Below are 24248 nucleotides of genomic sequence, written 5' to 3' on the forward strand. Positions count from 1 at the left end.
ATGAGGGCGGCCCTCGACGGAGGCGGCGGCGGGTACCCCGCGGCGAACCTCATCACCCCCTACCCCTCGCAGCCCATCGGCAAGGAGTGGGACGCCATCACCGGCTTCGTCGGCAAGATCCCCTCGCTCGGCCACTTCGGCTGGAAGGCGTTCGAGCTCGTGAGCGGGGAGGACATCCCCGCGTACTGGGCGGACAAGCTGGCCGGCAACTGGGACGAGGTGGCGACCTGCGCGGCCGCGGCCCGCAACCTCGGCGACTTCTGCGGCTCGCTGGCCACCGGGATCAGCGGACAGGTCCAGGTCGCGCGCCAGGACTGGACCGGTGAGGCGGCCGAGGCCATGGAGGTCTACTTCGCCGGCCTGACCGCCCAGCTCGACACGATGAAGGACAACCTGCAGTCCCTCGCCGACGACTGCGACACCACGGCCTTCGGCATCCGCCACTGCTACACCGCCGTCGAGAACATCGTCGAGTCGCTCATGGACGCCCTCATCGGCATCTGCATCGCCCTGGCGGCCGCGGCCGCCGGCAGCTGGACCGGCATCGGCGGCCTGCTCGGTGCGGCAGGCGTCGGCGCCGGCGTCACCTTCGCCATCTCGCTCGTCAACGACGCGATCGGGGCGATGGAGACCGCCTTCCAGCTCGCCGACGGCATCATGGCCGTCTTCCCCGCGACGCTGGGCCTGGTCAAGTCGACCCAGGTGGTGCAGATCGCCTCGCGCGGCTACATCAACAACCTGGTGGACGGATGAGCACCGACGACACCACGGACGGCACCGCCGACGGTCCTCCGCCGGTGCTGCCGCACGCCGGGGCGGCCAACCCGGCCCTCGACCGGCTGGTGCGCGAGAACCTTCGCAGGCTCTCTGAGGTCACCGAGGACCCCGGCCTGCGGCGGCGCATGCGCGAGGTCGTCGACGGACGTGCCTCCCTGCGCGAGCTCGCGTTCAGCGGCGACTTCCAGGCCTTCCTTGAACCCCTCGTGGAGTCGGGACTGGAGCACTGGCAGCGGCTGCCCGAGGCCGAGCGGGAGGCGTATGCCGAGCAGGGACTGCACGGGAACCTGCCCGTGATGGACGACGGAACCGCCGGCGACCACGGCGACCGCACGGGCCGTGACGACCGGACCGGTGACGGCCGGACCGGTGACGGCCGGACCGGTGACGGCGTCGGCCGGGACGGCGAGGACCGGGGCGCCCGCGGGCCGGCCGGGACCTGGTGAGGCCGGTCTAGGCGGTCGCCGCCGCGAGTTGGCCGCAGGCCCCGTCGATGTCCTGTCCCCGCGTGTCCCGGATCGTCGTCGGGACGCCGTGGGCGCGCAGCCGCTCGACGAACTGCTGCTCCACCCCGGGGCGGGACGCCGTCCACTTCGACCCGGGCGTCGGGTTGAGCGGGATCGGGTTGACGTGCACCCAGCCGCGGCCGCGCGCGGCGAGCTTCTCGCCGAGCAGGTCGGCGCGCCACGCCTGGTCGTTGATGTCGCGGATCAGCGCGTACTCGATGCTGACGCGGCGGCCGGTCGTCTCGTAGTAGCGGTGGGCGGCGTCGAGGGCCTCGTCGACCTTCCACCGGGTGTTGATCGGCACCAGCTCGTTGCGCAGCTCGTCGTCAGGGGCGTGCAGCGACAGGGCCAGCGTGACGGGGATGCCCTCGCCGGCCAGCTTGTCGATGGCCGGCACGAGCCCCACGGTCGACATCGTGATCCCGCGAGCCGACATGCCCAGCCCCTCCGGGGCCGGGTCGGTCATGCGGCGGATCGCGCCGATCGCGGCCTTGTAGTTGGCCAGCGCCTCACCCATGCCCATGAACACGACGTTCGAGATCCGGGTGGGGCCGGCGACCTCGGCCGGACCGTCCTCGTCGCCCAGCTCGGCCCCCTCGGAGGTGCCCACGCTGGGAGCCAGGTCGCCGCGGCGCAGCTGCCGCGCGGCATACACGACCTGCTCGACGATCTCCGCGACCGACATGTTGCGCGTGAGGCCGGCCTGTCCGGTGGCGCAGAACGGGCAGTTCATGCCGCACCCGGCCTGGCTGGAGATGCAGATGGTGACCCGGCGCGGGTAGCGCATGAGCACCGACTCGACGATCGCGCCGTCGTGCAGACGCCACGCCGACTTGATGGTGGCGCCGTCGTCGGCCGTGCGCTGGACCAGCGGGGTGAGCAGGGGCGGCAGCAGGTCGCGGACGAGGTCGTCGCGGATCGCCTTGGGCAGGTCGGTCATCTCCTCGGGCGACTCCACGAGCCGCTCGAAGTAGTGGGTCGACAGCTGCTTGGCGCGGAAGCCCTTGTGGCCGAGGGCCTCGACGGCCTCCTTGCGCTCGGCCGGCGTGAGGTCGGCCAGGTGGCGCGGCGGCTTGCCCCGGCGGGGCGCCGAGAAGGTCAGCTGACCCGGGCGCGGGCGCTCGGTCGTGGGCTCGGGCAGGTCGGTGGTCACGGGACCGCCACCACGAGGACGGCCCACGCGAGCGGCGCGACGAGCAGGAGGGAGTCGAGGCGGTCCATGATGCCGCCGTGGCCGGGGAGGATGTTGCTCATGTCCTTGATGCCGAGGTCTCGCTTGATGGTGGACTCCGTGAGGTCGCCGACGGTGGCGGCGACGGCGGCGGCGGCCCCCAGCGCAGCACCGGCCCACCAGGGCCCGTCGAGCAGGAGGACGACGGCCACGGCGCCGCCGACCACGCAGGTGAGCACCGAGCCGGCGAAGCCCTCCCACGACTTCTTGGGACTCACCGACGGTGCCATCGGGTGCCGGCCGAAGAGGACGCCGAACGCGTACCCGCCGACGTCGCTCAGCACCGTCACCAGGATGAACACGACGACCCGCTGCGCCCCCTTGTCGGCGGCCAGCAGCAGCCCGGCGAAGCCGGCGAGGAAGCCCGGGTAGACCGCCACCAGGAAGCCGCCCGCGATGTCGCGCACGGCGCCCTGCACGCCGTCGGCGACCCGCCACAGCAGGATGCCGACGCAGGTGAGGCCCAGGGTGACCACGAGCGCCTGGCCGCCGCCGATGTAGGCGGACAGCACCATGCTCACGCCACCCACGAGGGTGGGCACCAGCGGCACGTGGATCGCCGCGCGCGTCAGCGCCCGGCGCAGCTCCCACACGCCCACCGCGATGGCCCCCGCGATGATGACGAGCATCAGCTCCTTGCGGATGACCAGCGACGCGATGATCACCGCGCCCAGACCGACGCCCACCCCGATGGCCGCGGGGAGGTTGCGCCCGGCCCGGGAGGGCCCGGGCGACTTCTCCGAGCGCGATGACCCGGCCGAGCGCGACGACGCGCGGCGCCCCGGCTCGGGCGCCGGCGCGGGGTCGGGACCCCGGCCCGCGTCGCGGCGGGCGCTGCGGGACTCGGGGGTGGTCACGGTCGGCTCCACGTCGGGCGGGTGAGCTCCTCAGACCTCGAGGAGCTCGGCCTCCTTGCCCTTGAGCAGCTCGTCCACGGTGTCGACGTACTTCTTGGTCGTGGCGTCGAGCTCCTTCTCACCGCGGGCGCCGTCGTCCTCACCCACCTCGCCGTCCTTGACGAGCTTGTCGAGCTCGTCCTTGGCCTTGCGGCGGATGTTGCGGATGGAGACCTTGGCCTCCTCGCCCTTGTGGCGCGCCAGCTTGATGTAGTCCCTGCGGCGCTCCTCGGTGAGCTGGGGCAGCACGCAGCGGATGACGTTGCCGTCGTTGCTCGGGTTCACGCCGAGGTCGGAGTCCCGGAGGGTCTTCTCGATCTCGTGCATCGCCGACTTGTCGAACGGCGAGATGAGGATCGTGCGCGCCTCGGGCGTCTGGAACGACGCGAGCTGCTGCAGCGGGGTCGGGGCGCCGTAGTAGTCGACGGTGAGCTTGTTGAACATGCCGGGGGTGGCCCGGCCGGTGCGGATGCCGGCGAAGTCCTCCTTGGCGACCTCGACGGCCTTCTCCATCTTCTCCTCGGCCTCGAGAAGGGTTTCCTCGATCATGTTCCTGCTCCTTGTCGGGTACCGCGCTGGTGGGCGGCGCCTGGATGTGGTCGGTGTGCCAGGGGGCGGGCTCGGCACGTCACCCGGGGGTGACCAGCGTTCCGATCTTCTCACCACGCAGCGCCCGCACGACGTTGCCCTCACCCTCCATGCCGAACACCACCATGGGCAGCTTGTTGTCCATGCAGAGGCTGAAGGCCGCGGCGTCCACGACGCGCAGGCCCCGCTGCAAGGCCTCCTCGTACGTGATCTCGTCGTACTTGGTGGCCTCGGGGTTGGTGCGGGGGTCGGAGTCGTAGACACCGTCGACGCCGTTCTTGCTCATGAGCACGGCGTCGCACTTGATCTCCAGCGCGCGCTGGGCGGAGACGGTGTCGGTGGAGAAGTACGGCATGCCGGCACCGGCACCGAAGATGACCACGCGGCCCTTCTCGAGGTGGCGGATCGCCCGGCGCGGGATGTACGGCTCGGCGACCTGGCCCATCGTGATCGCGGTCTGGACCCGGGTCTCGATGCCCTCCTTCTCGAGGAAGTCCTGCAGGGCCAGACAGTTCATCACCGTGCCGAGCATGCCCATGTAGTCGGCGCGGGTGCGGTCCAGCCCCTGCTGCTGCAGCTCGGCGCCGCGGAAGAAGTTGCCGCCGCCGATGACGACGGCGACCTCGATGCCCTCGCGCACGGACTGGGCGATCTGGCGGGCGACGGCGCGGACGACGTCGGGGGCCAGGCCGATCTTGCCGCCTCCGAACACCTCACCCGAGAGCTTGAGGAGCACCCGGCGGGAGTGCCCCGAGTGCGCGGCGGGTGTGGTCTGCTCGGGCGCAGCGGTCACGGCAGCTCCTTGGGAGTCGTCGGGCGGTCACCGCATGATTCCACACTCGACCGGCCTCAGCCGAACAGCGGGAACCGGGCGGCATCCGCCCCCAGCAGGGCACGCTCCCCCGCGTCGAGCGCCGTGCGCCCCGTGCCCTTGCGCGCGTACGTCGCGTCGTCCCAGCCGACGGGGACCGGGTGGCCGAGGAGCCCGTCGAGGACCTCCCGCAGGCACCGCAGCGGCGCCGAGGGCGCGGGCGGCGCCTCCGGCAGCCGGGCGGCGAGGTCGAGCCGGTGGACCGCGGCCTCCACGACGAGCGTGTGGACGAAGTCGGGCACCGGCAGCACGTGCCCCTGGGTGGCCACGTGCGCGGCAGGGTCGGCGTGCCGCACAGCCGCCAGCGCCCCCTCCACGGTGTCGGCCCAGTGCCGCAGGAGCCCGGCAGGGGTCGCGTACGCCGCCGCGGCCCGCCGCACGTACGCCGCGTGCTCGTCGGCGCCGGGCAGGCCCCGCTGCTGGCCGGCCCAGTAGGTCACCCGGTCGGTGTCGGCAGGCCCCGTCCGGGGGTCCGCTAGGGCGACCAGGGCCCGCTGCGCGTCGAGCATGAGGTGGAAGGACAGGTCGAGGACGTTCCACCCGGGCAGGTCGGTGGGGGTCGCCAGGGCGGCGGCGTCCAGGCTCCCGACCAGGTCGAGCGTCTCCGGCCACGCCTGCGCCAGCACGTCCCCCACGTCCTCCACCCGCGCGAGTCTGGCAGAGTGGCAGCCCACCCACCTGCGAAGGAGCCCTTGGATGAGGTCTGGAATCCTGCCCGGTCACCGCGACGAGTCCGTCCGCCCCCAGGACGACCTGTTCCGGCACGCCAACGGCACCTGGGTCGCCCAGACCGAGATCCCCGGCGACCGCGGCCGGTACGGCACCTTCGACATGCTCCGCGAGCAGTCCGACGAGCGCGTGCGCCGGCTCATCGAGCGTGCGGCAGCCGACACGACCGCCGAGCCGGGCTCGGCGACCCGCAAGGTGGGCGACCTCTACAACTCCTTCATGGACGAGGCCCGCGTCGAGGAGCTCGGCCTCGAGCCGGTCCGCGAGCACCTCGAGCTGATCGGCAAGACCACCGGGACGGACGAGCTGTTCCGCACCATGGGCCGCCTGCAGCGGATCGGCGTCCCCGGCCTGCTCAACATGGGTGTCGCCCCCGACGCCAAGAACCCGGACGAGTACATCGTCTACCTCGGCCAGGGCGGTCTCGGGCTGCCCGACGAGTCGTACTACCGCGAGGAGCGGCACGCGGCCGTCCGCGAGGCGTACCTGCCGTTCGTCGCCAAGCTCCTGTCGATGGCGGGCATCGGCGACGGCTCCACGGGCGAGGGGTCCCCCGCCGCCGCGGTGGTCGCGCTGGAGACCAAGATCGCCAAGCACCACTGGGACAACGTGGCGACCCGTGACGCGGTCAAGACGTACAACCCGTACAACTTCTACGACCTCGAGGAGCTCGCGCCCGACGTCATGTGGGTCGACTGGGCGCGTGGCCTGAGGGCCCGCGACGCCGTCGAGGACGTCATCGTCGGCGAGCCCAGCTTCCTCGAGGGCGTCTCCGTCCTGCTGGACGAGGAGCTGATCGACCACTGGGCGTGGTGGCAGAGCTTCCACCTGCTGCGCTGGGCCGCTCCCCTGCTGAGCAAGGAGTGGGTCGACACCGAGTTCGACTTCACCGGCCGGGTCATCTCCGGGCTGCCGCAGAACCGCGAGCGGTGGAAGCGCGGCGTGTCCCTCGTCGAGGGCGCGATCGGCGAGGCCGTGGGCCAGCTGTATGCCGCGGAGTTCTTCCCGCCGGCCGCCAAGGAGCGGATGCTCGAGCTCGTCGGCAACCTCGTCGAGGCGTTCCGGCGCTCCTTCGAGGGGCTGGACTGGATGGGCCCCGAGACCCGGGCGCAGGCGCTGGAGAAGCTCGCGGCCTTCACCCCGAAGGTGGGCTACCCCGACCGCTGGCGGGACTACTCCTCGCTCGTCATCGACGACGACCTGTTCGGGAACGTGCTCCGGGCGGCGGAGTTCGAGTTCCAGCGCCAGCTCGACAAGCTCGGCGGTCCCATCGACCGCGACGAGTGGCTGATGCTGCCCCAGACGGTCAACGCGTACTACCACCCGCTCATGAACGAGATCGTCTTCCCCGCCGGCATCCTGCAGCCGCCGTTCTTCGACCTCGAGGCCGACGACGCTGTCAACTACGGCGGCATCGGCGCGGTCATCGGGCACGAGATCGGCCACGGCTTCGACGACCAGGGCTCGCGCTACGACGCCAAGGGCGCCCTGCGCGACTGGTGGACCGAGGAGGACCGCAAGCGGTTCGACGAGCGCACCCAGGCGCTCATCGCCCAGTTCGACGAGCTGTCCCCGCTGGCCGCCCCGGACGAGAAGGTCAACGGCGCCCTCACCGTCGGCGAGAACATCGGCGACCTCGGGGGCCTCGCGATCGGCTACGCGGCATACCGCATCGCCACCGAGGGCCAGGACGTGCCGGAGCTCGACGGGTACAACGGGCCCCAGCGGTTCTTCCTCGGCTGGGCACAGGTCTGGTCCGGCAAGGCGCGCCCGGAGGAGGCGAAGCGGCTGCTCGCGGTCGACCCGCACTCCCCCACCGAGGTGCGGGCCAACGCCGTGCGCAACTGCGACGAGTTCCACGAGGCGTTCGGCGTCACCGAGGGCGACGGGATGTGGCTGGCGCCCCAGGACCGGGTGCACATCTTCTGAGGACGGGAGCGCAGCCATGAGCGAGGAGCGCGAGATCCTCACCTGGGAGCTGTTCGGCACGGCGGTCCGCGAGCTGGCGACGGTGGTCGCGGCGGACTACCGGCCGGACATGGTCCTGTCGATCGCCCGCGGCGGCCTCCTCATCGGAGGCGGCCTCGGCTACGCCCTCGGGGTGAAGAACACCTACACGATGAACGTCGAGTTCTACACGGGGGTCGACGAGCGGCTCGAGGTGCCCCGCATCCTGCCGCCGGCGCCCGACTTCGTCGACCTGCACGACGCCCGGATCCTCATCGCCGACGACGTCGCCGACACCGGGCACACGCTCCGGTCCGTGCAGGAGTTCTGCGCCGGCAAGGTGGGCGAGGTGCGCACCGCGGTGATCTACGAGAAGCCGCACTCGGTCGTGAAGTGCGACTACGTCTGGCGGCGGACCGACCGCTGGATCAACTTCCCGTGGAGCGACAAGCCGCCCGTGACCCAGGACGCCGGCGCGGTCCTCGACGCCTGAGTCGGGACGCCGCCCGGGTCAGGACAACGCCCGGCTCAGGACGACGCCGCGGTCACAACCCGGCGTTGCGGAGCATGAACTCCGTCTCGGTGTCACGCCCGCCCTGCGGGTCCGGGGCGTCCGAGGCGGGCTGGGTCGTCACCAGCGCCTCCGGCGGCACCCGGTCGGGCAGCTTCGTGAAGTCCGGCAGCTCGCGGCGCCTGGGCGCCGGCGCGGCCGCCGCGGTGCGTGCGCGCTTCCCCATGACGTGAGTATGCCGCGTGCGCGCCGGTCCCGTGCCGGTCCCGCGGCACACCGGCATACGCAGCGGGGCCCCTCACCGCGGACGGTGAGGGGCCCCGCTGGGGTGTCGCTGTGCGGCGTCAGTTGTTGCCGACGCGGTAGCGCGCGAAGGACGACACGGACGCGCCGGCCTCCTCGAGCACCTTGGCGACGGTCTTCTTGGCGTCCTTGGCGAACGCCTGCTCGAGCAGGACGTTCTCCTTGAAGAAGCCGTTGACGCGACCCTCGACGATCTTCGGGAGGGCGGCCTCGGGCTTGCCCTCCTCCTTCGCGGTGGCCTCGGCGACGCGACGCTCGTTCTCGACCGTCTCGGCCGGGACCTCGTCACGGGTCAGCACGGTGGGGCTGAACGCGGCGATGTGCATCGCGACGTCGCGGATGACGGCCTCGTCACCCTCGCCACCGACCAGGACGCCGATCTGCGCGGGCAGGTCGGGGCTGGTCTTGTGCAGGTAGGACACGACGACCGGGGCCTCGACGCGGGCAACGCGCTTGACCTCGATCTTCTCGCCGATGGTGGCGTTGGCGCCGTCGAGCAGGTCCTGGACGGTCGAGCCGTCCTCGAGGGTGCTCTTGAGCAGCGCGTCGGCGTCGGCCGCGCCAGAGGCGACGGCCTGGGCGAGGACCTGGTCGGCGAGGGCGATGAACTTCTCGCCCTTGGCGACGAAGTCGGTCTCGCACAGGACCTCGACGAGGGTGCCCGCGCCGCCCTCGGCCTTGGCGGTGACCAGGCCGTTGGACGTGGTGCGCCCCTCGCGCTTGGTGACGCCCTTGAGGCCCTTGACGCGCAGGATCTCGGTGGCCTTGTCGCGGTCGCCGTCGGCCTCGTCGAGCGCCTTCTTGACGTCGAGCATGCCGGCGCCGGTGGACTCGCGCAGGGCCTTGATGTCAGCGGCGGTGTAGTTCGCCATGGATGTACTCAGCTCTTTTCGTTCGCTGCGGACGGGTGGGCTCAGGCGTTGGCGGAGTCCGCGTCGGCCGCGGGGGCCTCGGCGGCAGCAGCCTCGGGCGCGTCGGCGGCGGCGGTCTCGCCGGCCTCCGGGGCGACCGTCTCGGCAGCCTGGGCGGCGTCGCCACCGAGGAGCTCGCGCTCCCACTCGGCCAGCGGCTCGTCGCCACCCACGTTGCCGTCGCCCTCACCGGCCGCGGCGGACTTGCCGCCCTGGCTGCGGGCGATGAGCCCGTCGGCGACGGCGTCGGCGATCACACGGGTCAGCAGGGTGACCGAGCGGATGGCGTCGTCGTTGCCGGGGATCTTGTAGTCGACCTCGTCGGGGTCGCAGTTGGTGTCGAGGATCGCGATGACCGGCAGGCCGAGCTTGCGGGCCTCGTCGACGGCCAGGTGCTCCTTCTTGGTGTCCACGATCCACACGGCCGAGGGGACCTTGGCCATGTCGCGGATGCCGCCGAGGGTCTTCTCGAGCTTGTCCTTCTCCCGCTTGAGGATGAGGAGCTCCTTCTTCGTGCGGCCCGAGCCGGCCACGTCGTCGAAGTTGATCTCCTCGAGCTCCTTGAGGCGGGTCAGCCGCTTGGAGATCGTCTGGAAGTTGGTGAGCATGCCACCGAGCCAGCGGTGGTTGACGTACGGCATGCCGACGCGGGTCGCCTGCTCGGCGATCGGCTCCTGCGCCTGCTTCTTGGTGCCGACGAACAGGATCGAGCCACCGTGCGCGACGGTCTCGCGGACGAACTCGTACGCGTTGTTGATGTACGTCAGCGACTGCTGCAGGTCGATGATGTAGATGCCGTTGCGCTCGGTCATGATGAAGCGCTTCATCTTCGGGTTCCAGCGACGGGTCTGGTGCCCGAAGTGGACGCCGCTCTCGAGGAGCTGGCGCATGGTGACGACGGCCATGCCGTGTTCTCCCTTGTGTCGTTGTCAGTTGCGTCGGCGGCCGAGGTCCGGCCACCTGCCTGGCGCCTGCACGCACCCCGCCGGCCTGCTCGGCCGGACTGCCGTGGTGCGCCCCTGATCGGAGGAGACCTCGTCACAGGTGGGAAGACGCGCGAATTCGACCGGCTCACACCGGTCGTGCGTCCATCGTACGGCCTGCGCACCCGCACCTGGAAATCGCGTGCCCGAGCACGGGCCGCGCGGGTAGGGTCGCGTGCTTGTGACCGCCCTGCCCCGCCTCCTCCACCGCGCCACGGAGTGGGCGGTCCCGGCGCGGATGGGGACGGCGTTCCGGTGGAACCTCGCCTCGTCGTGGGTGGGCCAGCTCGGGGACGGCATCGCCCTGGCCGCCGGTCCCCTGCTCGTCGCCTCCCTCACCCGCGACCCCACGCTGATCGCCGCGGCCGCGATGGTCCAGAACGTGCCGACCCTCCTGCTGGGCCTGTATGCCGGTGCCGTCGCCGACCGGGTCGACCGCCGTCGCCTCGTGCTCGGGGCCAACCTCGTGCGCGTCGCCGTCCTCGCGGTGCTCGTGGTCACCATCGTCACGGGGACGGTGTCGATCGGGCTGCTGCTCGGGACGCTGTTCGCGGTCGGTGTGGCCGAGCTGTTCGCCGACACCGGCTGGCGCGCGGTGCTGCCGATGATCGTGCCCAAGGACGACCTCGGCATCGGCAACGCCCGGCAGATGTCCGGGTTCCTCGTGGCCAACCAGTTCGTGGGGCCGGCGGTCGGGGCGAGCCTGTTCGCGCTCGGTTCGGCGGTGCCGTTCGGGGTGCAGGGGGCGGCGCTGCTGCTGGCGGCGGCGCTGTTCGCCAAGGTGCGCCTGCCGCGGGCAGAGGACACCGAGCGGCCGGAGCAGCACATCGGCCACGACATCCTCGACGGCCTGCGGTGGATCGCGGGCAACGCGCCGATCCGCACCCTCACCCTGGTGATCTTCATCTTCAACGTCACCTGGGGAGCCCCGTGGGGCGTGCTTGTCTACTGGGCCCAGGAGCGGCTGCACGTCGGGGCGGTCGGGTTCGGGCTGCTCACGACGTGCTCTGCCATCGGCGGCGTGACCTCGGTGCTGCTCTACGACCGGCTCGAGCGGCGCGTCCCCCTGGCCCGGCTGATGCGGATCTGCCTGTCGCTGGAGGTGCTGACCCACCTGGCGCTCGCGCTCACCACGGTGCCGTGGGTGGCGATGGCGATCATGGTGGTGTTCGGCGGCTACGCGTTCGTGTGGGGGTCGCTGTCGTCGGCGGTGCGGCAGCGGGCGACGCCGAACGAGTACCAGGGGCGGGTCGGGAGCGTCTACTGGGTCGGCCTGATCGTGGGGCTGCTGGTGGGCCAGTTCCTCGGGGGGCAGATCGCCGACCGGTTCGGGGCGGCGGCGCCGTTCTGGTTCGCGTTCGCCGGGGCCGGCCTGACCCTGGTGGTGGTCTGGCGCCAGCTCGACCACATCGCCCACGCCGACGCGGCATAGGCAGTCCGGAAGTCCGTCCCGGAGCCGGCTGCCGCCGGGCACCCGCGGTTGAGCAGTTCCCACCCCTTTCCCACTTCGGGCCACTGAGCCCCCGAGCTCCGCCCCGGGACCGCGGTCAGGTGGCCCCAAGTCGGAAAGGGTCTGCACTTCGGGCCACTGAGCCCCCGAGCTCGGCCCCGGGACCGCGGCTCGGTGGCCCGAAGTCGGGCAAGCAGTGGCACCACGAGGTCCGGGGGGTCACCCTGCGGCAGCGTCGACGGCGGCCTGGACCTCGGGGGCGAGGTGCCCGGCATACCGGCGCTGGAGCTCGGGGATCCGCCAGTCCTCGCCGGTGACCATCTGGCGGCACCGGTAGGTCTCGCAGTGGCACCGCACGAGCATCCCGGGGTCCGTCGTCGTCGTCGCGTAGTCGACGGTCAGCTCCTCCCCCGCAGCCACGTCGCGGAAGGCGACCAGCCGACCGCCGGCCCAGGTGAGCGTGGGGTCGCACGAGTGGTTGAGCAGGTCTGGGTCCACCTCGAGGGCCGCCCCGGCCGGCAGCGGCTGCGTCGTGAACAGCCCACGGCCGGCGATGGCGGACGCACGGCGCTCGACGGGCATGGCGCGAAGCGTACGGGCCGGGAGCCGGTACCGGTCAGAGCCGCTCGAACAGCTCGACGTACTGCACCAGGTGGCGGTCGCCGAGGAAGAGGTCACGCACGCGCTCACGCGCCCCGGTGCCCAGCCGGCGCGCGTACTCCTCGTCGACGAGCAGGTCCCGCACCGCGGCCGCGAAGGCGTCGAGGTCCGTCGGGTCGCGGACGAGCAGGCCGCTGCGCCCGTGCACGACCTGGTCGTTGATGCCGCCGACGGCCGAGGCCACGACCGGGCGCGCCTTCCACATGGGCTCGGTGACGGTGAGCCCGAAGCCCTCCACGAGGCTCTTCTGCACGACGACGGCGGCCCGGCGCTGGAGGGCGTTGACGAGGTGCGCGTTCTCGTCGACGTCGTCCATCGGCAGGCAGACGAGGTGCGCCCGGCGCCGCGCCTCGACGGGCAGGCAGGCCCACGCGGCCCGGCACTCGGCGAGCACCTGCGCGCCCTCGGGGTCGTCCCCCACGCCCGTGACGTCGGGACCGGCGAGCACGAGGTGGGTGTCCAGCGGCAGGTCCTGGAGGTGGTCGGTGAACGATCGCAGCACGCCACCCATGTCCTTGAGGCGGTCCCACCGGCTGACCTGCAGCACGACGCGCGACGCCGCGTCGACCGGGCCCGTGTCGAGGGTCAGGTGGCGGTGCGGGCGCACCGCCCCCCAGGAGCCGTCACGGCGACGGAACCGCAGCGAGCCGTGGTCCTTCGGCGCGAGCACCAGGGCGGCCTGGCGCAGGGTCGCGTCGACGTCGGCCGGCGAGAGCTCCTCGTTCTTGGCGGTGAAGGGGTCGAGCGAGGGCGGGATCACGGTGAGCCGTTCGTCGGGCGCCCAGTCAGGGGCGTACTGGCGCCGGGAGAAGACGAGCGCGTCGACGTCCACGAGGTGGGGACGGAGGAACTCCCAACCGCTGCGGGTCAGGTCGTCCTGGTCGTCCCGGCCGATGTGGCAGCGCCAGACGACGCAGGCGGCCCCTGCCTCTCGCGTGGCGGGCACGAGACCAGCGGTCTGGGGGTCGTGGAGCAGGACGAAGTCGCCCGGCTGCACGAGGGCGCGCAGGCTCTCGGCGTTGGGCGCCAACGCGTCGCGGTAGTGGGCGGCCTCGGCCGGCCCGAGGGGTCCGCCGTCGCCGGGGCTGCCGTGCAGGACGTTGTGCAGCCGCTTGGTGATGGCGAAGAAGTCCGGGTCACCGTCGAGGACGAGCCACCGCGCATCGACCCCGGCCCCGCGGCTGTAGGCGAGCAGGGCGAGCAGCATCTCCGCGACGCCGCCACCGGTCGCCGTGGCGTTGACGTTCCAGAGCGTGTGGCCGGCGAACAGCGACCGGGCGCGCTCGGCCGCCCCCGCAAGCCGTTGTGCCCGCTGGGGGTCGAGCAACGCGCCGAGCCGGTCCAGCGGCACCGGCGCGATCGCCACCTCGCGCACACCTCATGCTGGCACGGCGGCGCCGTGGCGGGAACCGCCAGACGTCCGGGGTGACGAGACCGGCGCGGCGGGAACCCGCGGGCCTCCGGCGTGGCGGGAACCGGCAGGCCTCCGGCGTGACGGGAACCGGCGCGCCCGCAGGGGTGACGGCTAGCCTGCGCAGATGGGTAGTCCGCTGGTCGCGCGCATGCAGGGGTTCGGCTCGACCATCTTCGCGGAGATGACCGCGCTGGCGACGGAGCGCGGTGCGGTGAACCTCGGCCAGGGCTTCCCCGACACCGACGGTCCGCGCGCGATGCTCGACGCCGCCAAGGCCGCGATCGACGCCGGCCGCAACCAGTACCCGCCCGGCCCCGGCGTGCCCGAGCTGCTGGAAGCCGTTGCGGCACACCAGAAACGCTTCTACGGCATGGACCTCGACCCGCGCCGCGAGGTGCTCGTCACCGTCGGCGCGACCGAGGCGATCGCCGCGACGATCCTCGCCCTGTGCGAACCGGGCGACGAGGTCGTGACGTTCGAGCCCTACTACGACTCGTATGCCGCGTCGATCGCCCTCGCGGGCGCGGTGCGGCGGACGTCGGTGCTGCGCTTTCCCGACTTCGCCGTCGACGAGGCGTCGCTGCGCGCGGCCTTCTCCTCGCGGACCCGGCTGGTGCTGCTCAACACGCCGCACAACCCGACCGGCAAGGTGTTCAGCCGCGAGGAGCTCGAGCTCGTCTGTGCCCTCGCGCGCGAGCACGACGCGTGGGTCGTCACCGACGAGGTGTACGAGCACCTCGTGTTCGACGGGGTCGAGCACGTGCCGGTCGCGACGCTGCCGGGCATGTGGGACCGGACGCTGACCATCTCCTCGGCCGGCAAGACGTTCTCGGCGACCGGCTGGAAGGTGGGCTGGGTCAGCGGGCCGGCCGAGGCGGTGGCTGCGGTGCGGGCCGTGAAGCAGTTCCTCACGTTCGTCGGCTCGGGACCGTTCCAGCCGGCCGTCGCCGTGGCGCTGGGCCTCGGCGACGACGTGTATGCCGGGCTGGCCTCGTCGCTGCAGGCCAAGCGGGACCTGCTCGTGGCCGGGCTGCGCGGGGCCGGGTTGGAGGTCTCGGTGCCGGCGGGGACGTACTTCGTCGTGGCCGACGCGGCGCCGCTGGGGGCGGTGGACGCCCTGGAGTTCTGCCGCGAGCTGCCGGGCCGGGCGGGTGTCGTGGGCGTGCCGGTGTCGGTGTTCCACGACGACGTCGACGCCGCGCGGACCTTGGTGCGCTTCGCGTTCTGCAAGCGCGACGAGGTGCTGCAGGAGGCGGTGGGCCGCCTGGGCACCCTGAGGACCTCGGCCGGCTGACCGGTCCGGTTGCGTCCACAGGGTCGTCCCTGCGGCGACGCCGTCCACAGGGTCGTCCCTGCGGCGACGCCGTCCACAGCCTCGGGCGGCGGTCGTGGGACTGCCGGTCCCCACCCACCACGCTGGCCGGATGAACCTCGCGAGCAGCATCGTCCCGGTCGTGGCCTCGGCCCTCGTGGCCGGGGCGGCCGTGACCGGCGCCCGGTCCACGTCTGCACCGTCTCCGGTCGCAGGAGTGCAGGGTTCCGTTGTCGCACCCGGTGCGGTGGCGCCCGCCGCTGGGCCCGCCCCGGTGGAATCGTCCACCTCCACTGGAGCCGTCGGAGGTCCGCGTGCCGCCGCGGCTCCGCGTGGCCGGTGGCAGTGGCCGTTGACCCCACGACCTCCGGTCGCTCGTCCCTACCTCGCGCCCCGGTCGACGTGGGGCGCCGGACACCGTGGTGTGGACCTGGCAGCGGCGAGAGGACAGCCGGTCCATGCCGTCGCGGCCGGAACGGTCACCCATGTCGGCGTCATCGCCGGCCGGCCGACCGTGACGGTGACCCATCCCGGCGGCCTGAGGTCGACCTACGAACCGGTGGACGCCGCAGTCCGACCGGGAGACGCGGTCCGCGCCGGACAGGTCCTCGGGACGCTCGTGGTCGCCGGTTCGCACTGCTCCCCCACCGCGTGCCTCCACCTCGGCGCGCTGCGGGGACGCGAGTACCTCGACCCGATGACGCTGCTCGGGCCCGTCCGGGTCAGGCTGCTGCCGCTCTGGCGCGCCGGGCCCTGACGGACGCACACCGGGCTGGCGGGTTGCCTCGCTGCCGTGCCTGCTGCAAGCCGGCTCAGGCGCCCGTCGGGTAGGGCCAGGGCTTGCAGCCGCCGAGCGAGAGCGTCTGCTGGACCATGACGGGCGCGCGCTCGCCCCGGGCCGGGCAGCTGCGGTGCTGGTGGCCCAACCCGTGACCGACCTCGTGGTTCACCTGGTACACCCGGTAGCGGGCGACGTCGCTGCCGTAGCTGTCGTCGCCGAGTGCCCAGCGCCGGAAGTTCAGGACAGAGCGCTGGCCGTTCCAGCAGGAGACCTGCGAGAGCGTGCGCATGGGGGCGCAGAGCTTGTCGGTGAGGCCCGGGCTGGCGAGCGTGACCCGGATGTCGACGCGGGCGCCGGCAGCAGCCTGTGCGGGGGTGACGTTGACGAAGCGGATGCCGTCGACCTTCTGCCAGCCACGGGGGTCGAGCAGCACGGACTGGACGGTGCGGGCGACGTCGGCCTCCTCGACGTCCAGGCCACCCTCGATCTCGACGGTGTACCGCACCGTGCGGCCAGCGACGTCGTTGGCCACGGCAGGCACTGCGACCACGCGGATCTTCCCGGTGCCGTTCTGGGGAACCCCTGCCGGTCCGCTGGACGTGGCCTGGGTGCTGGGCTCGCCGTCGTCGTTGCCGGGGGCCACGGTGGGCGCAGGCGTGGTGCCGCGCGTCGTGGGGCTGCTGGCCGATGAGGACGGCGCCGCCGTGGGGACCTCCGCCTCGCCTCGACCCACGAGACGCACCGTCACCACCGTGAGCAGGGCGAGGACCAGGGCGCCGGCGAGCGTGCGGCGCAGCCTGACGCGCCGACTCGGGCCACGCCTGCGACGCCGGACGGGGGGCTGCTGCGACTGGTCACCCACGCCGCGTCACCCCTCCCTGCGTCCCGGCGCGCGACGCCCTCCATCGCGCGGCCCGGCGCCATTGTGCTCCGAGCGTGCCACGTGTCGCCTCAGGCGCGCGGGTGGGCCTGGCGGTAGGACTGCTTCAACCGGTCGACCGAGACGTGCGTGTAGATCTGCGTCGTGGCGAGCGAGGCGTGGCCGAGCAGCTCCTGGACGAGGCGCAGGTCCGCACCACCCTCGAGCAGGTGGGTGGCCGCGCTGTGCCGCAGTCCGTGCGGTCCGAGGTCCGGGGCGTCCGGGACGTGGCGCAGCAGCTCGTGCAGCGCCTCGCGCACCTGCCTCGGGTCGGCCCGGCGACCACGCCGGCCCAGGAGCAGAGCGGGACCGCTGGCGGGGGTCACCACCTGCGGCCGTCCGCGGACCAGCCACGCCTCGACGGCCTCCCGCGCGGGGGCGCCGAACGGCACGGTGCGCTCCTTGCCGCCCTTGCCCATGACCCGCGCCACTCCCGCGGCGAGGTCGACGTCGTCGATGTCCAGGGCTGCGAGCTCCCCCACGCGGATCCCGCTCGCGTACAAGAGCTCGAGGGCCGCCCGGTTGCGCAGGTGCATGGGGTCCTCGTCGTCGCTCGCCACGGCGGCGACGTCGAGCAGGGCCGTGGCCTGGGACGGCTTCAGGACCTCCGGGAGGCGCGAGCTGCGGGAGGGCGAGGCCAGCCGCAGGGACGGGTCCGCCGGGATCCGACCGGTACGGGTCGCCCACCCCAGGAAACCCCTGGCCGACGCCGCCCGCCTCGCCACCGTCGAGCGCGCCGCCCCGGACTGCGCCTGGCGAGCCAGCCAGGACCGCAGATCCGTCAGCCGGATCTCGTCCAGGGAGCTGACACCGCGTTCCTCCTCAAGGAACTGCACGAGGTGGCGAAGGTCGCCCAGGTAGGCGCGGATCGTGTGCTCGGACCGGCCCCGCTCGCTGCGCAGGTGCCGCTCGTACGCCGTCACCGCCTCGGCGCTGTGCCCGTCCACCGGCCCACCGTCGCAGGACCGTCGTCCCGGGACAAGCCGCCGCACCGCGGGGCAGCGCCTACTCGGGCGCGGTCGTCGGTGCCTTCCGCCACCCACCGCGCTGTCGCTGGCACAGCCCCTCGAGCTCCAGCACGCCGAGCGCCGCGAGCGCCTGCGCGGCACTGAGCCCGGCCCGCGCCGCGAGCGCGTCGACCCCGAGGGCGCCACGGTGCGGCAGCGCCTCGAGTGCCCGCCGGTGCACCGGGTCGAGCAGGTCGGCGGGGTCGACCGCACCGCGCTTCACCGGGGCCAGCTCACCGACCCGGCCCGCGAGCTCGACCACCTCGCCGACGTCGGTCACCAGCTCGGCACCGTCGCGGATCAGCACGTGGCAGCCGGCCGACGCCGCAGAGGTCACGGGTCCCGGCACGGCGCCGACGACCCGGCGCGCCTCCCGCGCGTGCCGGGCGGTGTTGCCCGACCCCGACCGCAGCCCTGCCTCCACGACCACCGTGCCGCGCGCGAGTGTCGCGATGAGCCGGTTGCGGCTCAGGAAGCGCCAGCGCGTGGGCGCGCTCCCCGGCGGCACCTCGCTCACCACAGCGCCGTCACGGGCGATGCGGTCGAGCAGGCCGGCGTGACCGGCCGGGTAGGCGCGGTCGATGCCACCCGCGAGCACCGCGACCGTGACCCCTCGCGCGACGAGCGCACCCTCGTGGGCCGCCGCATCGATGCCGTACGCCGCGCCGGACACCACGGCGAAGCCGCGCTCGGCCAGGCCCGCCCCGAGCTCGCGGGCCATGTGCAACCCGTAGCCGGTCGCGGCGCGGGCCCCCACCAGGGCGACACTGCGCTCGCCCACGGCCGGAAGGTCGGCCGGCCCGCGCACCCACAGGCACAGGGGCGGCCGGAGGTCCTCGACCCCCGTCGGCCACTCGTCGTCCCCCGGCACGACGACCCGCGCTGAGAGCGCCTCGAGGATCCTCGGCTCGCTGGACAGGTCGAGCTCGGCCAGCCGCGGGTGGAGCCGGCGGGCCAGCTCGCCCTCCGGGTCGAGGCCGTGCAAGGCGCCGAGGGCACCGCCGCCCGCCACGAGCTGGGCGACCACCGGGTCCTCCGGCTCGGACAGGCGCGCCCACGCGACCCGGGCCGTGCGCTCGTCGTCGACCTGTCGCAGGACGCGCTCGAGGTCCCGGCGCACCTCGGCGGGCGAGGAACCGGACCTCGACGCCCCGGCCTGCGTGGGGCGCTGCGCACTCATGCGGCCACCGCGCCCTGGCTGCGGAACGTCAGCGCCTGTCCGAGGTCGTCGCGCCCCGGCCGGGAACGGCCGGCCAGGTCGGCCATCGTCCAGCCGACGCGGAGCACCCGGTCGTACCCGCGCAGGGTGAGGGCGCCACGGTCCAGGGCGCGGTCGATGTCGACGGTCGCCGAGCTCGGGAGCCGCCACGGCGTCCGGCGCAGCCGTGCACCGGGGACGTGGCTGTTGAGCCGCCACGGTGTCGCCGCCCACCTCTCCGCCTGCGCCGCCCGCGCCCGGGCCACACGTTCGGCCACGGCGGCGCTCGGCTCTCCCCCGCCGGTCACCATCGAGGACCGGGTGACGGCCGGCACCTCGACCTGCAGGTCGACACGGTCGAGGAGCGGCCCCGACAGCCGGGCGAGGTAGCCGCGCTTGGCCTTCGGGGAGCAGGAGCAGCCGACGCCCTTGCCGAAGCCGAGCCCGCAGGGGCAGGGGTTGGCCGCCATCACGAGCTGGAAGCGCGCCGGGAACCGGACGGCGGACCGGGCCCTGGCCACGACGACGTGACCGGACTCCAGCGGCTGGCGCAGCGCCTGCAGCGCGCCGACCTTGAACTCGGGCGCCTCGTCGAGGAAGAGCACACCGTGGTGGGCCTGGCTGATCGCGCCGGGGCGCACCACGCCGCTGCCGCCGCCGATCACGGCCGCCTGCGTGGCGCTGTGGTGCGGCGCGACGAACGGCGGCACCCCGGCCAGGTCCAGCTCGGCCGCCGTCACGCCCAGCAGCGAGCGCACGGCCAGGACGTCGATCGACTGCTCGCGCGTCAGCCTCGGCATGATCGTGACGAGCCGCTCGGCGAGCATCGTCTTGCCCGACCCGGGAGGTCCCAGCAGGAACAGGTGGTGACCGCCGGCCGCCGCCAGCTCGAGGGCGCGCCGCGGTTCCTCCTGCCCGACGACGTCGGCGAGGTCCGGCGGGGCCACGGGGCCGCCCGCCTCCTGCGCGGCCGGGACCGCCACACCCACCCGGAGCGGGTCGCCCGGCGAGCACGCGGCATACGCGGCGATGAGGTCGGCGAGGTGTCGTACCGCGTGGACGCGCACGTCGGGCACCAGGGCGGCCTCGGCGGCGTTCGCGACCGGCACGACGACGTCGGTGCAGCCCGCCCGCGCGGCGGCCAGCACCGCCGGCAGCACGCCCCGGACGGTCCGCACGGACCCGTCGAGGCCGAGCTCGCCCAGGTGGACCACGGGCCGCACCACCTCGGCGGGGACCAGGTCCAGCGCCGCCGCGACACTGACCGCGATGGGCAGGTCGAACCCGCTGCCGTTCTTGGGGATGGACGCCGGGGACAGGTTGACGGTGATGCGGTCCTGCTGCAGCGACCGCCCGATGCTCGCCGCGGCCGCCTTGACCCGGCTCGGCGCCTGCGAGCACGCGGTGTCGGGCAGCCCGCTCAGCAGGAACGCCGGCAGGCCGCCGGACAGGTGCGCCTCCACCTCGACCACGGCACCGGTCAGGCCCTCCAGCGTCACCGAGCGGGTGGACCCGAACGTCACGACCCCACCCCCTGCAGGTGGCGCACCCGCGCGGGTCCGGTCGCCGGGCGCAGGATCCCGATGACGTCGATGCGCACCCGGTCGGCGTGCTCGTCGTGAGCCTGCAGCCAAGCCGCCGCGAGTCGCCGCAAGCGCGCGGCCTTGCGGCGGTCCACCGCCTCCACCGGTGCGCCGAAACGCTGGGACCGTCGGGTCTTGACCTCGCAGAACACGAGGCAGTCGCCGTCCCGCGCCACGAGGTCGATCTCACCGTGCGCGCACCGCCAGTTGCGGTCGAGCACGGTCAGGCCGTGCTCCCCCAGGTATCGCGCCGCCAGCTGCTCGCCGTACCTGCCGAGCGCTCGTCGCGGGTCATCCGCTCCGTCCGTCATGCCGCCAGCGTCCTGCCGGCGGAGGACGCGCCGACAGCCCGACCTGAACGCCCTGTGGACGACGCCGACGGTGTCGCCGGCCTGTGGACGAAGGGCCGCGGACGAGCCGCGGAGGAGCTAGAAGCCCTCGCCCTTGGGGAGTTCGAGGTCGGACTTGGCGAGCTCCTCGACGTTGACGTCCTTGAACGTCACGACCCGCACCTGCTTGGCGAACCGGGCCGGACGGTAGATGTCCCACACCCAGGCGTCCTGCATGGTGACGTCGAAGTAGACCTCACCCCCGTCGGAACGGACCTTCACGTCGACGGAGTTGCACAGGTAGAACCGGCGCTCGGTCTCCACGACGTGGCTGAACAGCCCCACGACGTCCCGGTACTCGCGGTAGAGCTGCAGCTCCATCTCGGACTCGTACTTCTCGAGGTCCTCGGCACTCATCTCGCGATCATCTCCGCGCTCGTCTCGGGGGTCGCCCCTGCGGCCGTCCCCGCACCCGTCTCGTCGTCGTCCACCGGCAGTCCAGCCGGGGCCGCACCCTCATTCTCGCCCGCCACCCCGGGCAGTCGCCACGACCGCCGGTGCAGGTCGGTGGCGCCGTACGCCTCGAGCGCCGCGAGGTGCTCCGGCGCGGCATACCCCTTGTTCTCCTCCCACCCGTATGCCGGGTGCTCGGGGGCGGCGGCCACCATCAGGGCGTCGCGCTCCACCTTGGCCAGCACGGAGGCGGCGGCCACGGAGGAGCACTTGAGGTCGGCCTTGATCATCGTGGTCACCGGCGGGGTGACCGGTCCCGACTCGTCGGCGAAGGCGAACAGCCCCACCTCGTCGGGCGCGGTGAGCCAGTCGTGGTTGCCGTCGAGGATGACGAGGTCCGGCACGGTGCCGACGGCCGCGAGGGCGCGCATCCCGGCGAGCCGCAGCGCGGCGATGATCCCGATCTCGTCGATCTCGGCGGGTGAGGCGTGGCCGACCGCGAAGTCGAGGGCCCAGCGCCGGATCTTCGGGACCATCGCGACCCGGGCGGCGGGCGTGAGCAGCTTGGAGTCCTTGACGCCGGTGGGGGCGCTGCGGGACGTCTCGTCGATGAGCACCACGCCCACCGTCACCGGCCCGGCGAGGGCGCCGCGGCCGACCTCGTCCATCCCGGCCAGCACGCGGTGGCCGTCCCGCTGGAGCTGGCGCTCGACGCGCAGGCTGGGCTTGCGGCTGGTGGCGGCCTTGCGGGTCGCCGGCCGGCGTGTGGTGGCCACGTCAGCCACCCGCCCCGCCGTCCACCGTCCCGCCTCCGGTGGTGGGGGCCTCGGTGTCCGTGCCCCCGGTGCCGCCCGAACCCGGGTCGCCGGAGCCGCTGGAGTCGGTCGTCGGGGACGGCACCTTGCGGAAGGTCGAGGAGGGGTTGGACAGCCAGGTCATGTGGTCCAGCGGCCAGACGAGTGCCACCGCCCGGCCCACGATCAGCCGCTCGTCGACCGAGCCGAGGCTGCCGTCGTCGGAGGGGGCGTCGTGGAACCGCGAGTCCGACGAGCCGGAGCGGTTGTCGCCCATGACCCAGACACGCCCCCGCGGGACGGTGATGTCGAAGTTCTGGTCGCTCGGTGCCACGCCCGGCTTGAGGTACGGCTCCTTGACCGGCTGGCCGTTGATCGTCAGGCGGCCGCCCGCGTCGCAGCAGACCACGTGGTCCCCGGGCAGGCCGATGACCCGCTTGATGAGGTGGTTCTCGGCGTCGTCGGGCAGCAGGCCGATGAACATCATGGTGTCCCTGACGAGGGTCACGACCTTGCCGTGCTGCTGCTCGACCGGCGCCTCGACCCAGTTGCCCGGGTCGCCGAACACGATGATGTCGCCCCGGCGCAGGTCGAACGGTCCCGGCGTCAGCTTGCTGACGATGACGCGGTCGTTGACCTGCAGGGTGTTCTCCATCGAGCCCGAGGGGATGTAGAACGCCTGCAGCAGCCAGGTCTTGACCACGAAGGACAGGACGAGCGCCATCCCCACGACGATGGCGAACTCCTTGACCGCCGCCCCCAGCACGGCGAGGCCTCCGGCGGGCGCGTCGGCGTCCTCGTCGTCCCCGTGCCGGCGGTGTCGCCGCGAAGGGGCCGTGGACGCCTCGGCGTCGTCGTGCGCCGGGGTCCCGGCGGCCGGGTCGGTGTCGGCGACCCGGACCGGCTGGGTGTGGGCAGCGGGCAGCACCTCGGTCGCCGGCGGTGGCGTCCACCGCCGCGCGGACTGGCCTGCCGCAGGCACGGACCGGCCGAGGTGACCCGGTTCGGACGGCTGGCCGCCGGCCATCGCGGGCGGCACGGCGGTGTCGGGCGCCGCGTCGCGAGCGGCAGCGTCGTCCGGGACGGTGAGCTCGGGCGCCAGCCACGGCGAGGACCCGTCACGCCCGCTGCCGGCCTGGTCGGGCCGGTCGGTGCGCAGGTCGTGCCGCAGCCACGGCCCGGTCGTCTCGTCGGCCTGGTCCTGGGTACTCGGGTCCGCGTCCGTCGGCCCGGTGCCGCGCTCCCAGCCCAGCCAGCCGTCGCCCTCGCTGCGGCCACCGTGGCGTCCCTCGTCGCGCCCCGCGTCCCGTCCGTCGTTCCGCGCGCCGTCCCCGGCGCTCACCGGGTGCTCCCGCGGGGAACCCGTGCCAGCGAGGAGGGCGCCGGGAAGGTACCCAGTCGCGACAGCGGCCAGTAGGTCGCCACCGCACGGCCGATGACGTCGTCCGTGCTCACGGTGCCACCGCCGGGGTCGCCGAGGTGGGCCCGGGAGTCCGCGCTGTCGCCACGGTGGTCGCCCATGACCCACAGCCGCCCCCGGGGCACGGTGACGTCGAAGGTGAGCTCACTGGGCTTGTCGCCGGGGTAGAGGTACGGCTCCGTCACGGCGACGCCGTTGACCGTGAGCCGCCCGTTGTCGTCGCAGCAGACGACCCTGTCGCCGGGCAGGCCCACGACCCGCTTGACGAAGTCCTGCTCGCCCACGTCGACACCGACGAGCCGGGCGGCGGAGGCGAGGGTGCGACCGATGAGGCCGTCGTCCTGGTGCGGGGTCCGGTCGGCGGCCGCGAAGGTGCTCGTGCCGTCGAAGACGACGACGTCGCCGCGCTGCAGGGAGCTGCCGCCGACGAGCTTGTTGACCAGGATCCGGTCACCGGGCTCGATGGTGGGCTCCATCGACCCCGACGGCACGAAGAAGGACTGGACGAGGAACCCTCGCACCAGCACCATCACGACCAGGGCGATGCCGACGAGCAGCAGCCAGGAGGGGCCACGGGCGGCGCGGCCGGACGACGCCGCCGCGTCAGACGGGGCTGACGCGGCGGCCGGGTCCTGCTGGAGTGGTTCCGGTTCCGGGTTCATCGCAACCGGAGCC

Annotated in this window: 26 protein-coding genes; 7 read left to right on the forward strand and 19 right to left on the reverse strand. The window is 73.3% G+C overall.

The genetic code is table 11. The features are described 5' to 3' along the window. Together RKE38_RS12585 and RKE38_RS12590 are read left to right on the forward strand one after the other, a co-directional pair. On the forward strand, nucleotides 1-753 hold the full coding sequence (locus RKE38_RS12585) for a hypothetical protein (RefSeq protein ID WP_316007834.1): 753 nt from the start codon (nucleotides 1-3) through the stop codon (nucleotides 751-753). After that, nucleotides 750-1223, forward strand: coding sequence for a hypothetical protein (locus RKE38_RS12590; RefSeq protein WP_316007835.1), 474 nt, complete (start codon nucleotides 750-752; stop codon nucleotides 1221-1223). Before RKE38_RS12585 ends, RKE38_RS12590 begins: the two co-directional genes overlap by 4 nt. A gap of 7 nt (nucleotides 1224-1230) precedes the next feature. On the opposite strand, the gene rlmN is transcribed toward RKE38_RS12590, so the two are convergent. From rlmN to RKE38_RS12615, 5 genes are all read right to left on the reverse strand, one after another. Next, nucleotides 1231-2436 (reverse strand): 23S rRNA (adenine(2503)-C(2))-methyltransferase RlmN, encoded by a 1206-nt coding sequence (gene rlmN, locus RKE38_RS12595; RefSeq protein WP_316007836.1) that lies wholly within the window; start codon nucleotides 2434-2436, stop codon nucleotides 1231-1233. After that, nucleotides 2433-3371 carry a phosphatidate cytidylyltransferase gene (locus RKE38_RS12600; protein ID WP_316007837.1) on the reverse strand — a complete coding sequence of 313 codons (939 nt, stop codon included), beginning with the start codon at nucleotides 3369-3371 and terminating at the stop codon, nucleotides 2433-2435. Before RKE38_RS12600 ends, rlmN begins: the two co-directional genes overlap by 4 nt. A 30-nt stretch (nucleotides 3372-3401) precedes the next feature. Continuing rightward, nucleotides 3402-3959 (reverse strand): ribosome recycling factor, encoded by a 558-nt coding sequence (frr, locus tag RKE38_RS12605; protein WP_316007838.1) that lies wholly within the window; start codon nucleotides 3957-3959, stop codon nucleotides 3402-3404. 79 nt (nucleotides 3960-4038) lie between these two features. Then, on the reverse strand, nucleotides 4039-4791 hold the full coding sequence (gene pyrH / locus RKE38_RS12610; RefSeq protein WP_316007839.1) for a UMP kinase: 753 nt from the start codon (nucleotides 4789-4791) through the stop codon (nucleotides 4039-4041). Nucleotides 4792-4847: 56 nt separating this feature from the next. Beyond that, on the reverse strand, nucleotides 4848-5513 hold the full coding sequence (locus tag RKE38_RS12615) for a maleylpyruvate isomerase N-terminal domain-containing protein (RefSeq protein WP_316007840.1): 666 nt from the start codon (nucleotides 5511-5513) through the stop codon (nucleotides 4848-4850). A 52-nt stretch (nucleotides 5514-5565) separates the two neighbouring features. Here RKE38_RS12615 and RKE38_RS12620 point away from each other — a divergent pair, with 52 nt between their 5' ends. Next, nucleotides 5566-7527 (forward strand): M13 family metallopeptidase, encoded by a 1962-nt coding sequence (locus RKE38_RS12620; protein ID WP_316007841.1) that lies wholly within the window; start codon nucleotides 5566-5568, stop codon nucleotides 7525-7527. 16 nt (nucleotides 7528-7543) lie between these two features. Continuing rightward, the gene (locus tag RKE38_RS12625; RefSeq protein WP_316007842.1) at nucleotides 7544-8038 is read left to right on the forward strand and encodes a phosphoribosyltransferase; all 495 of its coding nucleotides are present in this window, start codon (nucleotides 7544-7546) and stop codon (nucleotides 8036-8038) included. A gap of 52 nt (nucleotides 8039-8090) precedes the next feature. On the opposite strand, the gene RKE38_RS12630 is transcribed toward RKE38_RS12625, so the two are convergent. From RKE38_RS12630 to rpsB, 3 genes are all read right to left on the reverse strand, one after another. Beyond that, nucleotides 8091-8282: a heme biosynthesis protein HemY gene (locus RKE38_RS12630; protein WP_316007843.1), complete on the reverse strand. Its 192-nt coding sequence runs from the start codon at nucleotides 8280-8282 to the stop codon at nucleotides 8091-8093. A gap of 118 nt (nucleotides 8283-8400) precedes the next feature. Continuing rightward, nucleotides 8401-9231 (reverse strand): translation elongation factor Ts, encoded by an 831-nt coding sequence (gene tsf / locus RKE38_RS12635; protein ID WP_316007844.1) that lies wholly within the window; start codon nucleotides 9229-9231, stop codon nucleotides 8401-8403. 41 nt (nucleotides 9232-9272) lie between these two features. Continuing rightward, on the reverse strand, nucleotides 9273-10175 hold the full coding sequence (gene rpsB, locus RKE38_RS12640) for a 30S ribosomal protein S2 (protein WP_316007845.1): 903 nt from the start codon (nucleotides 10173-10175) through the stop codon (nucleotides 9273-9275). A gap of 259 nt (nucleotides 10176-10434) precedes the next feature. Between rpsB and RKE38_RS12645 the strand changes: the two genes are divergently transcribed. Next, a complete protein-coding gene (locus tag RKE38_RS12645; protein ID WP_316007846.1) occupies nucleotides 10435-11685 on the forward strand; it encodes an MFS transporter in 1251 nt (416 codons plus the stop codon). A gap of 237 nt (nucleotides 11686-11922) precedes the next feature. Here the strand turns inward: RKE38_RS12645 and RKE38_RS12650 are convergent, their stop codons facing one another. After that, a complete protein-coding gene (locus RKE38_RS12650; protein ID WP_316007847.1) occupies nucleotides 11923-12285 on the reverse strand; it encodes an SET domain-containing protein in 363 nt (120 codons plus the stop codon). 34 nt (nucleotides 12286-12319) lie between these two features. After that, nucleotides 12320-13738 (reverse strand): glycosyltransferase, encoded by a 1419-nt coding sequence (locus tag RKE38_RS12655; protein ID WP_316007848.1) that lies wholly within the window; start codon nucleotides 13736-13738, stop codon nucleotides 12320-12322. Nucleotides 13739-13901: 163 nt separating this feature from the next. On the opposite strand from RKE38_RS12655, the gene RKE38_RS12660 reads away from it, so the two are divergent. Beyond that, a complete protein-coding gene (locus RKE38_RS12660) occupies nucleotides 13902-15071 on the forward strand; it encodes a pyridoxal phosphate-dependent aminotransferase (protein ID WP_316007849.1) in 1170 nt (389 codons plus the stop codon). A gap of 442 nt (nucleotides 15072-15513) precedes the next feature. Next, complete coding sequence (locus tag RKE38_RS12665; RefSeq protein ID WP_316007850.1) at nucleotides 15514-15846, forward strand: M23 family metallopeptidase; 333 nt, start codon at nucleotides 15514-15516, stop codon at nucleotides 15844-15846. 55 nt (nucleotides 15847-15901) lie between these two features. Here the strand turns inward: RKE38_RS12665 and RKE38_RS12670 are convergent, their stop codons facing one another. From RKE38_RS12670 to lepB (RKE38_RS12710), 9 genes are all read right to left on the reverse strand, one after another. Continuing rightward, the gene (locus tag RKE38_RS12670; RefSeq protein ID WP_316007851.1) at nucleotides 15902-16732 is read right to left on the reverse strand and encodes a DUF3152 domain-containing protein; all 831 of its coding nucleotides are present in this window, start codon (nucleotides 16730-16732) and stop codon (nucleotides 15902-15904) included. An 89-nt stretch (nucleotides 16733-16821) separates the two neighbouring features. Then, on the reverse strand, nucleotides 16822-17736 hold the full coding sequence (locus RKE38_RS12675) for a tyrosine recombinase XerC (RefSeq protein ID WP_316007852.1): 915 nt from the start codon (nucleotides 17734-17736) through the stop codon (nucleotides 16822-16824). Between the two features lie 58 nt (nucleotides 17737-17794). After that, entirely contained in the window at nucleotides 17795-18976 is a 1182-nt protein-coding gene (dprA, locus tag RKE38_RS12680) for a DNA-processing protein DprA (protein ID WP_316007853.1), read from the reverse strand. Next, on the reverse strand, nucleotides 18973-20517 hold the full coding sequence (locus RKE38_RS12685) for a YifB family Mg chelatase-like AAA ATPase (protein WP_316007854.1): 1545 nt from the start codon (nucleotides 20515-20517) through the stop codon (nucleotides 18973-18975). Before RKE38_RS12685 ends, dprA begins: the two co-directional genes overlap by 4 nt. Continuing rightward, nucleotides 20514-20888: a YraN family protein gene (locus RKE38_RS12690; RefSeq protein WP_316007855.1), complete on the reverse strand. Its 375-nt coding sequence runs from the start codon at nucleotides 20886-20888 to the stop codon at nucleotides 20514-20516. The genes RKE38_RS12685 and RKE38_RS12690 overlap by 4 nt, the downstream gene beginning before the upstream one ends. A gap of 117 nt (nucleotides 20889-21005) precedes the next feature. After that, nucleotides 21006-21323: a DUF2469 domain-containing protein gene (locus RKE38_RS12695; protein WP_310155408.1), complete on the reverse strand. Its 318-nt coding sequence runs from the start codon at nucleotides 21321-21323 to the stop codon at nucleotides 21006-21008. After that, nucleotides 21320-22135, reverse strand: coding sequence for a ribonuclease HII (locus tag RKE38_RS12700; RefSeq protein WP_316007856.1), 816 nt, complete (start codon nucleotides 22133-22135; stop codon nucleotides 21320-21322). The genes RKE38_RS12695 and RKE38_RS12700 overlap by 4 nt, the downstream gene beginning before the upstream one ends. Before the next feature lies 1 nt (nucleotide 22136). Next, nucleotides 22137-23495: a signal peptidase I gene (gene lepB / locus RKE38_RS12705; protein ID WP_316007857.1), complete on the reverse strand. Its 1359-nt coding sequence runs from the start codon at nucleotides 23493-23495 to the stop codon at nucleotides 22137-22139. Continuing rightward, the gene (lepB, locus tag RKE38_RS12710) at nucleotides 23492-24235 is read right to left on the reverse strand and encodes a signal peptidase I (RefSeq protein WP_316007858.1); all 744 of its coding nucleotides are present in this window, start codon (nucleotides 24233-24235) and stop codon (nucleotides 23492-23494) included. The genes lepB (RKE38_RS12705) and lepB (RKE38_RS12710) overlap by 4 nt, the downstream gene beginning before the upstream one ends. Between the last annotated feature and the right edge of the window lie 13 nt (nucleotides 24236-24248).

This window comes from Phycicoccus sp. M110.8, assembly GCF_032464895.1.
Lineage (GTDB): Bacteria > Actinomycetota > Actinomycetes > Actinomycetales > Dermatophilaceae > Pedococcus.

What these genes read in the sequence shown, in the direction of transcription:
- RKE38_RS12585 (WP_316007834.1), top strand. Translation starts at nt 1, where the DNA reads ATGAGGGCGGCCCTCGACGGAGGCGGCGGCGGGTACCCCGCGGCGAAC.
- RKE38_RS12590 (WP_316007835.1), top strand. Translation starts at nt 750, where the DNA reads ATGAGCACCGACGACACCACGGACGGCACCGCCGACGGTCCTCCGCCG.
- frr (WP_316007838.1), bottom strand. Translation starts at nt 3,959, where the DNA reads ATGATCGAGGAAACCCTTCTCGAGGCCGAGGAGAAGATGGAGAAGGCC.
- RKE38_RS12620 (WP_316007841.1), top strand. Translation starts at nt 5,566, where the DNA reads ATGAGGTCTGGAATCCTGCCCGGTCACCGCGACGAGTCCGTCCGCCCC.
- RKE38_RS12625 (WP_316007842.1), top strand. Translation starts at nt 7,544, where the DNA reads ATGAGCGAGGAGCGCGAGATCCTCACCTGGGAGCTGTTCGGCACGGCG.
- RKE38_RS12630 (WP_316007843.1), bottom strand. Translation starts at nt 8,282, where the DNA reads ATGGGGAAGCGCGCACGCACCGCGGCGGCCGCGCCGGCGCCCAGGCGC.
- tsf (WP_316007844.1), bottom strand. Translation starts at nt 9,231, where the DNA reads ATGGCGAACTACACCGCCGCTGACATCAAGGCCCTGCGCGAGTCCACC.
- rpsB (WP_316007845.1), bottom strand. Translation starts at nt 10,175, where the DNA reads ATGGCCGTCGTCACCATGCGCCAGCTCCTCGAGAGCGGCGTCCACTTC.
- RKE38_RS12650 (WP_316007847.1), bottom strand. Translation starts at nt 12,285, where the DNA reads ATGCCCGTCGAGCGCCGTGCGTCCGCCATCGCCGGCCGTGGGCTGTTC.
- RKE38_RS12660 (WP_316007849.1), top strand. Translation starts at nt 13,902, where the DNA reads ATGGGTAGTCCGCTGGTCGCGCGCATGCAGGGGTTCGGCTCGACCATC.
- dprA (WP_316007853.1), bottom strand. Translation starts at nt 18,976, where the DNA reads ATGAGTGCGCAGCGCCCCACGCAGGCCGGGGCGTCGAGGTCCGGTTCC.
- RKE38_RS12690 (WP_316007855.1), bottom strand. Translation starts at nt 20,888, where the DNA reads ATGACGGACGGAGCGGATGACCCGCGACGAGCGCTCGGCAGGTACGGC.
- RKE38_RS12695 (WP_310155408.1), bottom strand. Translation starts at nt 21,323, where the DNA reads ATGAGTGCCGAGGACCTCGAGAAGTACGAGTCCGAGATGGAGCTGCAG.
- lepB (WP_316007858.1), bottom strand. Translation starts at nt 24,235, where the DNA reads ATGAACCCGGAACCGGAACCACTCCAGCAGGACCCGGCCGCCGCGTCA.